Source organism: Pseudomonas sp. ChxA, assembly GCF_030263855.1.
GTDB classification, from domain to species: Bacteria; Pseudomonadota; Gammaproteobacteria; order Pseudomonadales; family Pseudomonadaceae; genus Aquipseudomonas; species Aquipseudomonas fluorescens_CB.
Window position 1 is genome coordinate 1,561,015 of record NZ_JARPMK010000001.1, and the last position, 12,377, is coordinate 1,573,391.

13 protein-coding genes are annotated in these 12,377 nt (G+C 57.9%); 6 read left to right on the forward strand and 7 right to left on the reverse strand.

The window, feature by feature from the left end; translation table 11 throughout:
• Positions 1–458 precede the first annotated feature (458 nt).
• Positions 459–1,634: an aminotransferase class V-fold PLP-dependent enzyme gene (locus P5706_RS06935; protein ID WP_285678831.1), complete on the reverse strand. Its 1,176-nt coding sequence runs from the start codon at positions 1,632–1,634 to the stop codon at positions 459–461.
• 12 nt (positions 1,635–1,646) lie between these two features.
• Positions 1,647–1,883 carry a DUF3820 family protein gene (locus P5706_RS06940; protein ID WP_017139191.1) on the reverse strand — a complete coding sequence of 79 codons (237 nt, stop codon included), beginning with the start codon at positions 1,881–1,883 and terminating at the stop codon, positions 1,647–1,649.
• A gap of 205 nt (positions 1,884–2,088) precedes the next feature.
• Here P5706_RS06940 and P5706_RS06945 point away from each other — a divergent pair, with 205 nt between their 5' ends.
• The gene (locus tag P5706_RS06945) at positions 2,089–2,556 is read left to right on the forward strand and encodes a ferritin-like domain-containing protein (RefSeq protein WP_017139192.1); all 468 of its coding nucleotides are present in this window, start codon (positions 2,089–2,091) and stop codon (positions 2,554–2,556) included.
• A gap of 180 nt (positions 2,557–2,736) precedes the next feature.
• Here the strand turns inward: P5706_RS06945 and P5706_RS06950 are convergent, their stop codons facing one another.
• Together P5706_RS06950 and P5706_RS06955 are read right to left on the reverse strand one after the other, a co-directional pair.
• Positions 2,737–3,207 (reverse strand): MaoC family dehydratase, encoded by a 471-nt coding sequence (locus P5706_RS06950; protein ID WP_003175719.1) that lies wholly within the window; start codon positions 3,205–3,207, stop codon positions 2,737–2,739.
• A 58-nt stretch (positions 3,208–3,265) separates the two neighbouring features.
• The gene (locus P5706_RS06955) at positions 3,266–4,210 is read right to left on the reverse strand and encodes an alpha/beta hydrolase (protein ID WP_285678832.1); all 945 of its coding nucleotides are present in this window, start codon (positions 4,208–4,210) and stop codon (positions 3,266–3,268) included.
• 210 nt (positions 4,211–4,420) lie between these two features.
• On the opposite strand from P5706_RS06955, the gene fadD2 reads away from it, so the two are divergent.
• Positions 4,421–6,109 carry a long-chain-fatty-acid--CoA ligase FadD2 gene (fadD2, locus tag P5706_RS06960; RefSeq protein ID WP_200433437.1) on the forward strand — a complete coding sequence of 563 codons (1,689 nt, stop codon included), beginning with the start codon at positions 4,421–4,423 and terminating at the stop codon, positions 6,107–6,109.
• Positions 6,110–6,499: 390 nt separating this feature from the next.
• Positions 6,500–8,191: a long-chain-fatty-acid--CoA ligase FadD1 gene (gene fadD1 / locus P5706_RS06965; protein ID WP_285678833.1), complete on the forward strand. Its 1,692-nt coding sequence runs from the start codon at positions 6,500–6,502 to the stop codon at positions 8,189–8,191.
• A 153-nt stretch (positions 8,192–8,344) separates the two neighbouring features.
• Here the strand turns inward: fadD1 and P5706_RS06970 are convergent, their stop codons facing one another.
• Entirely contained in the window at positions 8,345–8,722 is a 378-nt protein-coding gene (locus P5706_RS06970; RefSeq protein WP_017139196.1) for a hypothetical protein, read from the reverse strand.
• A gap of 199 nt (positions 8,723–8,921) precedes the next feature.
• On the opposite strand from P5706_RS06970, the gene P5706_RS06975 reads away from it, so the two are divergent.
• From P5706_RS06975 to def, 3 genes are all read left to right on the forward strand, one after another.
• Complete coding sequence (locus P5706_RS06975) at positions 8,922–9,107, forward strand: CsbD family protein (protein WP_003213044.1); 186 nt, start codon at positions 8,922–8,924, stop codon at positions 9,105–9,107.
• A gap of 179 nt (positions 9,108–9,286) precedes the next feature.
• Positions 9,287–10,237 (forward strand): YihY/virulence factor BrkB family protein, encoded by a 951-nt coding sequence (locus P5706_RS06980; protein ID WP_056858638.1) that lies wholly within the window; start codon positions 9,287–9,289, stop codon positions 10,235–10,237.
• 3 nt (positions 10,238–10,240) lie between these two features.
• Positions 10,241–10,780, forward strand: coding sequence for a peptide deformylase (gene def / locus P5706_RS06985; RefSeq protein WP_017139199.1), 540 nt, complete (start codon positions 10,241–10,243; stop codon positions 10,778–10,780).
• A 165-nt stretch (positions 10,781–10,945) separates the two neighbouring features.
• On the opposite strand, the gene P5706_RS06990 is transcribed toward def, so the two are convergent.
• Positions 10,946–11,764, reverse strand: a complete 819-nt coding sequence (locus P5706_RS06990; protein WP_285678834.1) for a class I SAM-dependent methyltransferase — start codon at positions 11,762–11,764, stop codon at positions 10,946–10,948.
• 59 nt (positions 11,765–11,823) lie between these two features.
• Positions 11,824–12,261: a GNAT family N-acetyltransferase gene (locus P5706_RS06995; RefSeq protein ID WP_285678835.1), complete on the reverse strand. Its 438-nt coding sequence runs from the start codon at positions 12,259–12,261 to the stop codon at positions 11,824–11,826.
• Between the last annotated feature and the right edge of the window lie 116 nt (positions 12,262–12,377).

Below are 12,377 nucleotides of genomic sequence, written 5' to 3' on the forward strand. Positions count from 1 at the left end.
GGGTCACTTTTGTAAAGACACAAAAGTAACCAAAAAGTCTTCGCCCCAACACTCGGTGCCTCGCTTAGGCTCGGCATGCCCGCAATCCGCCAGTGATTTGGGGGGCCGCCGCGATGGGCCATCCTTGGCCCAGCGCGGCTAAACCGGCATCCCTGCCGGTTTACCCCCCAAATCCCTGTCAGATTCCGGCCATCGTGTTTGACGGGGCGATTTCAGATCAAGATCACGATCAAAAGCGCAGATCAAAAGACCGCTGACTTCGCCAGCGAAAAGGATGTAAGGGCCGGAGCAACAGCAACAGCAACAGCAACAGCAACAGCAACAGCAACAGCAGGGCCATACTCGGTCAAAGGTGGGAGCTGGCTTGCCTGCGATAGCATCAACTCGGTGTGCCTGATGTACTGAGTTGTCTGCATCGCAGGCAAGCCAGCTCCCACAGAAAGGCAGCTCCCACATTTTTAGTCCGTGCTTAACTCAGTTATTGCGTTGACCAACACATCCATGTCCGCAGCTGACGTCACCAGCCCAGGCGTCACCCGAATACAGCTGCCAAACGCCGCACCCGTGCGGGTGGTGGTAAACAGGTCGTAGTCCTTGAGCAACCGATCCGCCATCGCCGTCTGATCCCGCCCAGTAAACTTGAACCCCGTAATCGCGCAATACAGCCGCGGATCATCCGGCGTCAGCACCTCAATCCCCTGCAACCCACGTACCTGGCTTACCCAGCGATCCCGCAGGTAATTGACCCGCGCGCCCTTGGCCGTCGAGCCGCCGAGGTTGCGATGTTCCTCCAGCACCAGCGGCAAGGTCATCAGCGCCGGAAAATTCGGCGTGCTGTAGGAGGTGCGCGCACGCACGTCGCTGGCCGGGTAGTGAAACTCGCCCATGTCCGGGTCGATATCGGCCAGGCGCTCCGGGGCGATATACAGGAAGCCCAGGGTCAGCGGCGCACCGATCCATTTATGCAGGTTGAACCCGGCGAACTGAATGCCCAGCTCGGCCAAGTTGAATTCAATCTGGCCCAGCGCATGGGCGCCATCCAGAATCACGTCTACGCCATGCTCACGCGCCGCCTTGGCGATGGCCTTGACAGGCATCACCAGGCCGGTGCGGTGGGTGACATGGGTCAGCGGCATCAGCTTGAGGCGCGGGTACTGCACGAACGCATTGCGATAGGTTTGCACCAGGCTGTCGAAACTGGCCGGGTGGGCGTGGGCAAGTTCGACGACTTCCACGCCACGAACACCGGCCAACCAGCGCATGGCGCCTTTGACCGTGTCGTACTCCAGATCACTGATCAGCACCTGATCGCCCGGCCGCAGGCCGTTGTAGTTGCGGATCAGCGATTGCAGAGCCTCGGTGGCGTTGCGGGTGAAGGCGATCGCCTCCGGGTCCGCATCGATCAGCCCGGCCAGTTGCCGACGGATCTCGACGTTTTCACCTTGCTCGAAGCGCTGACGCACATACAGCGAGTTGCTGCGGTTGATAAAGGCTACATGCTCCAGATACTGCGCCCGCACAGCACGGCTCATGCGCCCGAAGTAGCCGTTTTCCAGATTGATCGGGCCGGGCTCCAGCTCATAGCGCTGGGCGATGGCGTGCCAGTGACGTTCGTTGTCTGCATTCCTTGGCATAGCGGGCGCTCTTTAATGACGGGGGGCAGGTTTGCCGTGTTTTACGCGCAGCGGCTCCAGCAGTTCGGACAGGCCGTTGTGGTCGATTTCCTGCATCAAAGCGAGCAAACCGCCCAGCTCGCCGTGAGGAAAACCCTCACGGGCAAACCAATTCAGGTAGGGGCCGGGCAGGTCGGCAATGATCCGTCCCTTGTACTTGCCGAAGGGCATTTCGCGGGTGATCAGCAATTCGAGTTTTTCGGGGTTCATGATCTTCAAGGGCTGGAGTCGACACCTTGGAAAATACAGGCATTCTGCATGAAGGCCAAATGACAGATCATGCAAATAACGTACATACAGATGGTTCAATATTTCGTAAGTTACTGAAATATATAAATAAAATAGTTTTTCAAAAACTGGCACGGGCGCTGCAATCATTAAGACAACCTTCTTAACCCGCACAAGGAATTGAAAAATGACTGACATCAATAAAGAATCGATCTCCGTACTCAACGACCTGATCGAGACCAGCAAAGACGGCCAGAAAGGCTTCGCGACTTGTGCTGAAGACATCAAGCATCCAGAGCTCAAAGCGCTGTTCCAGAAACGCTCCGCCGACTGCGCCACTGCCGCAGCCGAGCTGCAAACAGCCGTGCGTGCCCTGGGTGGCGATCCGGAAGAATCCGGTTCGGTTGCCGGCGCTCTGCACCGTGGTTGGGTCGACGTTAAGTCGCTGGTCACCGGTAAAGATGAAGAGGCAGTACTGAACGAAGCCGAGCGCGGTGAAGACCACGCCCTGAAGGCTTACAAGGAAGCGATCGAGAAGATCAACAAGCACAACCTGCTGGGTATTCGTGACCTGGTTGAGCGTCAGTTCCACGGCGCACAACGCAACCACGACCAGGTAAAAGCCCTGCGTAACCAGGCTCGCGCTAACTCGTAAGCACATTGCTGTAATTGCTTATGCTGTAATTGCTTATGCTGTAACTGCCTATGCTGTAACTGAATGTGGGAGCTGGCTTGCCTGCGATAGCATCACCCCGGTGTAACTGATACACCGAGGTGTCTGTATCGCAGGCTAGCCAGCTCCCACATTTGCTTTGTATTGATTTTGAGATTTCTATCAGCCAATGCTGATCGGCGGCAGCTCAGTCAACGTAACAACCTGCTGCTTGCGCGGCGCAAGAATTTCCGCCTCACCGTCCACCACCAGCTCGTCGCGCTGGTTGAATACGCGGGTGGCGATGCGCACACGAAACTTGGGCAACTTCTCCAGAATTTCCAGGCGCACGGTCAAGGTGTCGCCGATTTTTACCGGCTTCTGAAAGCTCATCTGCTGGCCGATATAGATGGTGCCCGGCCCAGGCAGCTCGCAGGCTACCGCCGCACTGATCAGTGCGCCGCTGAACATACCGTGGGCGATACGCTCCTTGAACATGGTCGCCTTGGCGTACTCGGCATCCAGGTGCACCGGGTTGTGGTCGCCGGACATCGCCGCGAACAGCTGGATATCGCGCTCTTCGACGGTCTTGCTGTAGCTGGCGGTCTGGCCGACTTCGAGGGCTTCGTATGGGGTGTTGGTAACCTGGGTCATCTAAGGGTGCATCCTGTGGCTAATCGGTAATTTAATAGGCTGATTTTAAAGGAAAAAGCTATTCGCAGCGCGCCGGCCTGCGTAACGTCAAGGCCTGGTCGAGCCACTTCAGCACATCCGCTGTCACTTCATCGCGGTTGGTTTCGTTGAATACTTCATGACGCGCCTGCGGGTAGATAGTCAATTGCAGGTTCTGGCAGCCGGCGTCACGCAGCGCATGGGCCAGGCTTTTGAGACGTTTGCCTTCACTCACCGGATCACATTCGCCGCCCATCACCATAATCGGCAGGCCCGGATCGATCTGTGCGAGGTTGGACGCTTTGCTGATCTGCTGCAAGCCGCCGAGCAGGTCTATCCACAGTTGGTTGGTGCAGCGAAAGCCGCACAGCGGATCGTTGATGTACTTGTCGACCTCCAGCGGGTCGCGGCTGAGCCAGTCAAACGCAGTACGGTTGGGCTTGAATGCCTTGTTGAATGAGCCGAACGACAAAAAGTCGATCAATGCACTGCGCCCGCGCAGGCCTTGGCGCGCGCGCTCCAGTCGGGCAATGACGCCGGCGGCGCGGTACAGCGCCACCGGCTGGAAATTCGAACCGCTGAGAATCGCCCCATTCAGGCTCGCGCTATGGTGCAGCAGGTACGCCTGGGCGATATAGCTGCCCATGCTGTGGCCCAGCAAGATGATCGGCAGGCCCGGCTGCTGCTGGCCGATGTGCTGGTTGAGGCTGGCGAGGTCGCCCACCACTTTATTCCAGCCATCCTTTTCGGCGTACAGCCCCAGCGTGCCTTCGTCGGCAGTGCGGCCATGGCCACGTTGGTCCGGCGCGTACAGGCCGTAGCCGGCTGCGCACAAAGACTCGGCCAGGCGTGCATAGCGCGCGCTGTGTTCGGCCATGCCGTGGGACAACATGATCATGGCCTTGGCGGCCCCGTCCGGCAGCCATTGATTGACGTACAGGCGGCTGCGGTCATTCGCGGTCAGCCAGAAGGTGCTGTGGTTCATAGCGCTTCCTTTGCTTAGGGTCGTTGCAGTGTATAGCTCATCTGGCCGGGGCTGGTGTATCTGCCTACACGTTAGGGGCAAGATTCATACAATAAATGACACAGTTGCGCGTATTTGCCTGTTTGGCCATAGCTGCTAACGTCCCCAAAGCTCCGCTTTTTATACCAATGAGAAAGCGGCCGGACACACTCAGGTACGAGGACAAGAATAATGCAACCTGATTTCTGGAATGACAAACGCGCGGCGGGCGTTCCCAATGATATCGACCTCACTACCTACAAATCGGTGATCGAGGTCTTTGAACGCTCCTGCAAGGCCTTTGCCGACCGTCCGGCATTCAGCAACATGGGCATCACCCTGACCTATGCTGAGCTTGAGCGCCAAAGTGCCGCGTTCGCCGGCTACCTGCAAAACCACACCGACCTTAAGCCTGGCGAGCGCATCGCGGTGCAGATGCCCAACGTGCTGCATTACCCGATTGCGGTGTTCGGCGCGTTGCGCGCCGGGTTGATCGTGGTCAACACCAACCCGCTGTACACCCCGCGTGAGATGCGCCACCAGTTCAAGGATGCCGGCGTGCGTGCGCTGGTCTACCTCAACCTGTTCGGTTCGCGGGTGCAGGACGTGTGTACCGACACCGAGATCGACTACCTGATCGAAGCCAAGATGGGCGACTTCATGCCCGCCGCCAAAGGCTGGCTGGTCAACACCGTGGTCGACAAAGTCAAGAAAATGGTCCCGGCCTACAACCTGCCACGTGCGATGTCGTTCAAGCGCGCCTTGCGCATGGGCGCGGGCCAGGCGGTGGTTCGTCATCCGGTGACCCTGGATGATATCGCCGTGCTGCAATACACCGGCGGCACCACCGGCCTGGCCAAAGGCGCGATGCTCACCCACGGCAACCTGGTGGCGAATATGCAGCAGGCGCGGGCGTGCATGTCCCAGGTCACCGATGACGGCCAGCCGCTGGTGAAAGAAGGGCAGGAGGTGATGATCGCGCCGCTGCCGCTGTACCACATCTATGCTTTCACCGCGAACTGCATGTGCATGATGGTGACCGGCAACCACAACGTGCTGATCACCAACCCGCGTGACATCGGCGGGTTTATCAAGGAGTTGAAAAAGTGGCGGTTCTCCTGCCTGCTCGGGCTGAACACGCTGTTCGTGGCGCTGATGGACCACCCCGATTTCAAGAGCCTGGATTTCTCCCATCTGAAGATCACCAACTCGGGTGGCACTGCGTTGGTCAAGGCCACGGCCGAGCGCTGGAAGGCACTCACCGGTTGCTCCATCGGCGAAGGCTACGGCCTCACCGAAACCTCGCCGGTGGCCAGCACCAACCCCTACGGCAGCCAGTCGCGGCTGGGCACCGTGGGTATTCCGGTGCCGGGTACGGCGATGAAAGTGATTGATGATGAAGGGCGCGAGTTGCCCTTGGGCGAGCGCGGCGAGCTGTGCATCAAAGGCCCGCAGGTGATGAAGGGTTATTGGCAGCAACCCGTGGCCACTGCTGAAACCCTTGATGCCGAAGGTTGGTTGAAAACCGGTGATATTGCGGTGATCGACACCGATGGTTTTGTCAGCATTGTCGATCGCAAGAAAGACCTGATTATCGTCTCGGGCTTCAATGTGTACCCCAACGAGATCGAAGACGTGGTGATGGCGCATCCAGCAGTGGCCAATTGCGCGGTGATCGGCGTACCGGACGAGCGCACCGGCGAGGCGGTGAAGCTGTTTGTGGTGGCGCGCGCCCAGGGTGTGAGCGTTGATGAATTGAAGGCGTACTGCAAAACCAACTTCACCGGGTACAAGGTGCCCAAGCACATTGTGTTGCGTGAGTCGTTGCCGATGACGCCGGTGGGCAAGATTTTGCGCAGGGAGCTGCGCGACATCGCCTGAGCTTGAATTAAAATGCAATTAAACATGTGGGAGCTGGCTTGCCTGCGATAGCTATGTATCAGTCACAAGATTTATCGACTGATTCACCGCTATCGCAGGGCAAGCCAGCTCCCACATTGCTATTTATCGCTCCGTAAAGCCCATTCCAGAGCCATTTCTTGGCTTATAGAATCTTTGCTCTAAAAATGACCATTAGATATTCTTGAGTCATGTTTATGACTGTAGGGCCTTCTTTTGGCTCTAGGCGGCCCTTGGCAAAGCTGCTACTCTCGGCGCGCTTTGTGACTTCTCGGCCTGCTTGAAAGCGCCAGACTCACCTAAAAAAACATACACCAATAATAATCGCATCAAATGCGATGATGAATTCGCGTCGCTGAGGAGTGGGCTTCCATGAACGAAGACTTTTGGAAGGATAAGTACCCCGCCGGGATTGCTGCAGACATCAATCCAGACGAGTATCAGAATATTCAGGCGGTACTGAAACAGTCCTGCCAGCGCTTCGCTGACAAACCGGCATTCAGCAACCTGGGCAAGACCATCACCTACGGTGAACTGTACGAATTGTCCGGCGCCTTCGCCGCCTACCTGCAACAGCATACCGACTTGAAGCCTGGCGATCGAATCGCCGTGCAACTGCCCAACGTCCTGCAATACCCGGTGGCCGTGTTTGGCGCCATCCGTGCTGGCCTGATCGTGGTCAACACCAACCCGCTGTACACCGCGCGGGAAATGGAACACCAATTCAATGATTCCGGGGCCAAGGCCCTGGTTTGCCTGGCGAACATGGCGCACCTGGCTGAAAAAGTCGTGCCCAAGACCGCTGTCAAGCACGTGATCGTCACCGAAGTCGCTGACCTGTTGTCGCCGTTCAAGCGCCTGCTGATCAACAGCGTCATCAAGTACGTAAAGAAAATGGTCCCGGCCTATCACTTGCCCAAGGCGATCAAGTTCAATGAAGTATTGGCCAAGGGGCACGGTCAACCGGTCAACGACGCCAGCCCCGCCAGCGGCGATGTGGCTGTGCTGCAATACACGGGTGGCACCACCGGCGTGGCCAAGGGCGCGATGCTCACCCACCGCAACCTCGTCGCCAACATGTTGCAGTGCAAGGCGCTGATGGGCTCCAACCTCAACGAAGGCTGCGAGATCCTGATCACGCCGCTGCCGCTGTACCACATCTATGCGTTCACCTTTCATTGCATGGCGATGATGCTGATCGGCAACCACAACATCCTGATCAGCAACCCGCGCGACCTGCCGGCGATGGTCAAGGAACTGTCGAAATGGAAGTTCAGCGGCTTTGTCGGCTTGAACACCCTGTTCGTGGCGCTGTGCAATAACGAGGCATTCCGCAAGCTGGACTTCTCTGCGCTCAAAGTCACCTTGTCGGGCGGCATGGCCCTGCAACTGGCGGCTGCCGAGCGCTGGAAGGCCGTGACCGGCTGTGGCATCTGCGAAGGTTACGGCATGACCGAAACCAGCCCGGTGGCCACCGTCAACCCGATCCAGCATATTCAGATCGGCACCATCGGCATTCCGGTGCCATCCACAGTGTGTAAAGTCATCGCCGACGACGGCACCGAACTGCCGTTGGGCGAAACCGGCGAGCTGTGTGTGAAAGGCCCGCAGGTGATGAAGGGCTACTGGTTGCGCGACGACTCCACCGCCGAAATGCTCGACAGCGAAGGGTGGTTGAAGACCGGTGACATCGCGATCATCCAGCAAGATGGCTACATCCGCATTGTCGACCGCAAGAAAGACATGATTCTGGTCTCAGGTTTCAACGTCTACCCCAACGAGCTGGAAGACGTGCTGACAACCCTGCCGGGCGTGCTGCAATGTGCGGCCATCGGTGTGCCGGATGAAAAATCCGGTGAGCACATCAAGATCTTTATCGTGGTCAAGCCAGGGGCGACCCTGACCAAGGACCAAGTGATGGAACACATGCGCGCCAACGTCACCGGCTACAAGGTGCCCAAGGCCGTGGAGTTCCGCGATGCATTGCCGACCACTAACGTGGGCAAGATCCTGCGCCGTGAGTTGCGTGATGAAGAGCTGAAGAAGCTCGGTCTTAAAAAGTAACCGATAAAAAACCCCGCTGATGCGGGGTTTTTTATTACCTGGATTGGAATGCAATCCAAGGTGGGAGCTGGCTGGTTGTGGCGAGCAAGCTTGCTTGCGCTGGGGTGCGAAGCGCCCCCAAAAAGCCAGCTCCCACATGTTTTAATCGAGTTGTTACAAGGCGAACTGCGCAAAACCCACACCAGCACCCGCCGGGCGCACATCCTTCAAGAACGAATCCTTATCGGCGCTCAGCTCCAGGGTAATCTCAGGCTTGCGCTTGCCCGCATTGCGCACCACCAGCCCTTCGATGTGTTCGCGCAGGAACGCAGTCGGCACCTTCAGGTGCAGCAACTGGTCAGTCTCGGCGTTGTGCATCAACAAGTGAACCCACTCGTACTGGCCCACACCAATGCGCACCAGCGGCAGGTCGAACCACCAGATGTTGCGTTTGCTGTCCAGGTCGGTGAAGTGGCAGTTGTTGACGCCGAGTACGGCACCGCCCAGTTCCTGGTTTCTGCGGGCGATGGCCTGTGCTTTATTGAGTTTCATAACCTTCCTACGGGATCTGTTATTCAGCGTTATAGCCTGAATGTGCCGGGCATTCTCGTGGGTTGGCGGCAAAACATAAAGCCAAACCTGTCGCCGGCGATGAAATGCGTGATTAAAATAATTGAAACTCTGCCGAACGGCCTCGGGTCAATCTTTAGGTAGTGACCAAAACCCTTGATTGTTCTTTCGGAGAAATACCATGAGCAGCACATCGGATAAGGCAAAAGGTTTGGCCAATGAAGCCGTTGGTAACATCAAGCAAGGCGTTGGCAAAGTGACTGGCAACGACAAACTGCGCGCTGAAGGCGTGGTTCAGGAAAAGAAAGGCGAAGTGCAGAAAGCTGTCGGCGACACCAAAGATGCGGTAAAAAAAGCCGTCAAGTAAGACTGAATCGCCGGCTGGATTCATGCAGCCCGACGGCCATCCACGGATGGCCGTTTTTGTGTAAAACGTGCAACTAAAGTTTGGAAATTGTTTCAAAGTCGCCAAATGGGCTACTTTGATGTAGAAAACGGCCCCTGAGTCGCCCACGACCTCACCCTTTTGCGGCGAAAGGAGACGCTATGATTTTTCCGGTACTAGACGGCCTCAAGCTCCACAAAGTGCTGGTGCGCACCGTCAAGGAATTCGTCGATGACGAAATGCCCACCTACGCCTCGGCACTGGCCTACCAGATGCTGTTCTCGCTGTTTCCCTTCCTGCTGTTCCTCATTGCCCTGATCGGTTTCCTGCACCTGCCGGACTTTTTCACCTGGCTGCGCATGCAGTCGGAACTGGTGTTGCCGCCCCAGGCGCTGGAGCAGGTCAACCCGGTGATCGACCAGTTGCAGCAGTCCAAGGGCGGTTTGCTCTCGGTGGGTATCGTCATCGCGCTGTGGACCGCCTCGGCCGGCGTGCGCCTGATGATGAGCGCGATGAACGCCGCCTATGACGTGGTTGAAGGCCGGCCGATCTGGAAGCGCTTCCCGCTGTCGATTTTCTACACCGTAGGCATCGCCGGCATGCTGCTCGCTGCTGCCGCACTGATGGTGCTCGGGCCGCAGGTGATGGAATGGCTCGCCGGGCAGATCGGCATGCAGGAATTCGTGGTCACCTTATGGACCATCCTGCGCTGGCCCTTGATCGTGATTCTGCTGATGTTCGCCGTGGCCCTCATGTACTACGTGATGCCCGATGTTGAGCAGAAATTTCGCTTTATCACCCCGGGCTCGGTGTTGGCCGTGGTGGTGTGGATCATCGCCTCGCTGGGCTTTGGTTATTACGTTAAAACCTTTGCCGACTACAACGCGATGTATGGCAGTATCGGTGCGATCATCGTCCTGCTCCTGTACTTCTATATTTCCGCCGCCGTGTTGTTGCTCGGCGCGGAGATGAATGCCGTCATCGAACACATGTCGGCAGAAGGCAAGGACCCAGGGGAAAAGGAATTCGATGAAGACAGCCACACGGATGAAAAACAGCACGTCTCAGGCCTAGGCCGGGACCACTCCAAGCCCACTACCGATGAAGTCTGATCGATGATCCGTGAAATCCTGAAAATGGGCGACGAGCGCCTGCTGCGTATCGCGCCACCGGTTCCGCCCGAAATGTTCGACAGCCCTGAGCTGTGGCAATTGATTGATGACATGTTCCAGACCATGGAACACGTCGGCGGTGTCGGCCTGGCTGCCCCGCAGATTGGTGTGGACCTGCAGCTGGTGATCTTCGGCTTCGAGGCCAGCGAACGCTACCCGGATGCGCCGCCGGTGCCGCAGACCATCCTGATCAACCCGCTGATCACGCCGCTCAGCCCGGTGCTGGAAGAAGGTTACGAAGGTTGCCTGTCCGTGCCGGGCCTGCGCGGCGCGGTGGACCGTTACCAGCAGATTCGTTACGAGGGTTTTGATCCCAAGGGCGAGCCGATCGTGCGCGTCGCTGACGGCTTCCATGCGCGGGTGGTGCAACATGAGTGCGATCACCTGATCGGCCGGTTATACCCCTCGCGGATTACCGACTTCAGCAAATTCGGGTTTATCGAAGTGATGTTTCCGGATATGGATCCAAACGCTGACGAGTAACCCTCAGGCACACTGAGATAAAAATGTGGGAGCTGAGCTTGTGTGGGAGCTGGCTTGCCTGCGATAGCATCGCCTCGGTGACACTGATAAACCGAGGTGCCTGCATCGCAGGCAAGCCAGCTCCCACACAAGCCAGCTCCCACATTAGTTATGCGTTGAGTCAGACTATTTAGCCGGTTTGATAAACCGCAACGTCATCCGATCCGACTCGCCAATCGCCAGATACTTGGCCTTATCCTGCTCCCCATACCGCAACGACGGCGGCAACGTCCACACGCCACCCGGGTAATCCTTGGTGTCCTTGGGGTTGGCATTCACTTCGCTCTGCCCAGCCAGCTTGAACCCGGCGTCCGTCGCCAGCTTCACCACTTGCGCCGTGGTCAGGTAGCCGCTGTCCTTGATCGCTTCCAGGTCCGCGCCGTCTTTGGCCCGGTGATCTTCCACGCCCAGCACACCTCCTGGTTTTAGCACCGTGTAGAACGCACTGAAGGTCGCCGGTGCGGTGCCTGCGTCTACCCAGTTATGCACATTGCGAAAAGTCAGCACGGCGTCCACCGAAGCCGGTTTGCCGAACACCGGGGCCTTAGGGTTGAACTCGACGACTTGGGCCTTGGCATAGCGCGCAGGGTCGGCGGCGAATTTGTTTTTCAGGTTCTGTTCGGACGTCGCAGCATAAGCACTGCTGCTGGCCGCTTGCACGGCGGCGATGTAATGCCCGTGGTCCTTGAGCAACGGCGCGAGAATTTCGCTGAACCAACCGCCGCCCGGGGTGATTTCGATCACGCTCTGTTTGGCGCTCAGGCCAAAAAACTCCAGGGTTTGCTGCGGGTGGCGGTAACCGTCACGCGCGCTGTTGGCCGGGTCGCGCCAACTGCCAGCCAACACGCTGGCGTATTGCTCGGCGGTAATCGGCGCATCCGCTGCCTGGCTGAATGCCGGAAAGAGCAGGGCGGTGAGGGACAGAGCTGCAAGCGTGTTTTTCATGATCATCCTGTAAGGGGCCACTGTGCTGTCGAGGCTAGCACGGGCCTTGCACGGGTCGATCACACATTATCCGCAGTGGTCCTTCCTAAAGGTTCTAAGCCCATGGCGATCATTGGCTTGTTGCGTTTGTAGCGCACCAGGCGTTCACCCAGCGATTGAGGCAGGGTGGTTTCCTGGGTGAAACCCATGCGCTGATACACGCTTTCCAGCTCGGGATGACACAGCAACCACACCGTGCCTTCCACATCGGCCACTGCCGCAGCAACCAACCGCGCCGCCAGCCCGTGGCCACGATACGCTGGGTCGACAAACACGCCGGTCAACCATTGCCCACCCACCACCGGCGTCAGGCACAGCCCGGCGACAATCTCGCTGTCGCGCGCCACCCACAAGCGGCCGCCCTTGAGCGCCTTCATCGACGAATGATGGCTGCGGTAAAACTTGTTCAGCAGCGGCCACAGTGGCTCTGCCAGCAATTGGAGGTGCAGATCGGGCATGGTGTGTGGGCAACGTAATCAAGGGCCGCCGATTATAAGCGCCTTCTGCCGGGCAATAGGTGGTATACCCAGTGTTACATCCCCTTCACGTGGAGCATGCATCATGGCCAAAGGTA

Bases quoted from the DNA above. Each gene is read 5' to 3' on its own strand.
- P5706_RS06990 (WP_285678834.1), bottom strand. From the start codon at position 11,764: ATGAAAAACACGCTTGCAGCTCTGTCCCTCACCGCCCTGCTCTTTCCG.
- P5706_RS06970 (WP_017139196.1), bottom strand. From the start codon at position 8,722: ATGAAACTCAATAAAGCACAGGCCATCGCCCGCAGAAACCAGGAACTG.
- P5706_RS06945 (WP_017139192.1), top strand. From the start codon at position 2,089: ATGACTGACATCAATAAAGAATCGATCTCCGTACTCAACGACCTGATC.
- P5706_RS06935 (WP_285678831.1), bottom strand. From the start codon at position 1,634: ATGCCAAGGAATGCAGACAACGAACGTCACTGGCACGCCATCGCCCAG.
- fadD1 (WP_285678833.1), top strand. From the start codon at position 6,500: ATGAACGAAGACTTTTGGAAGGATAAGTACCCCGCCGGGATTGCTGCA.
- P5706_RS06995 (WP_285678835.1), bottom strand. From the start codon at position 12,261: ATGCCCGATCTGCACCTCCAATTGCTGGCAGAGCCACTGTGGCCGCTG.
- P5706_RS06955 (WP_285678832.1), bottom strand. From the start codon at position 4,210: ATGAACCACAGCACCTTCTGGCTGACCGCGAATGACCGCAGCCGCCTG.
- def (WP_017139199.1), top strand. From the start codon at position 10,241: ATGATCCGTGAAATCCTGAAAATGGGCGACGAGCGCCTGCTGCGTATC.
- P5706_RS06975 (WP_003213044.1), top strand. From the start codon at position 8,922: ATGAGCAGCACATCGGATAAGGCAAAAGGTTTGGCCAATGAAGCCGTT.
- P5706_RS06950 (WP_003175719.1), bottom strand. From the start codon at position 3,207: ATGACCCAGGTTACCAACACCCCATACGAAGCCCTCGAAGTCGGCCAG.
- P5706_RS06940 (WP_017139191.1), bottom strand. From the start codon at position 1,883: ATGAACCCCGAAAAACTCGAATTGCTGATCACCCGCGAAATGCCCTTC.
- P5706_RS06980 (WP_056858638.1), top strand. From the start codon at position 9,287: ATGATTTTTCCGGTACTAGACGGCCTCAAGCTCCACAAAGTGCTGGTG.
- fadD2 (WP_200433437.1), top strand. From the start codon at position 4,421: ATGCAACCTGATTTCTGGAATGACAAACGCGCGGCGGGCGTTCCCAAT.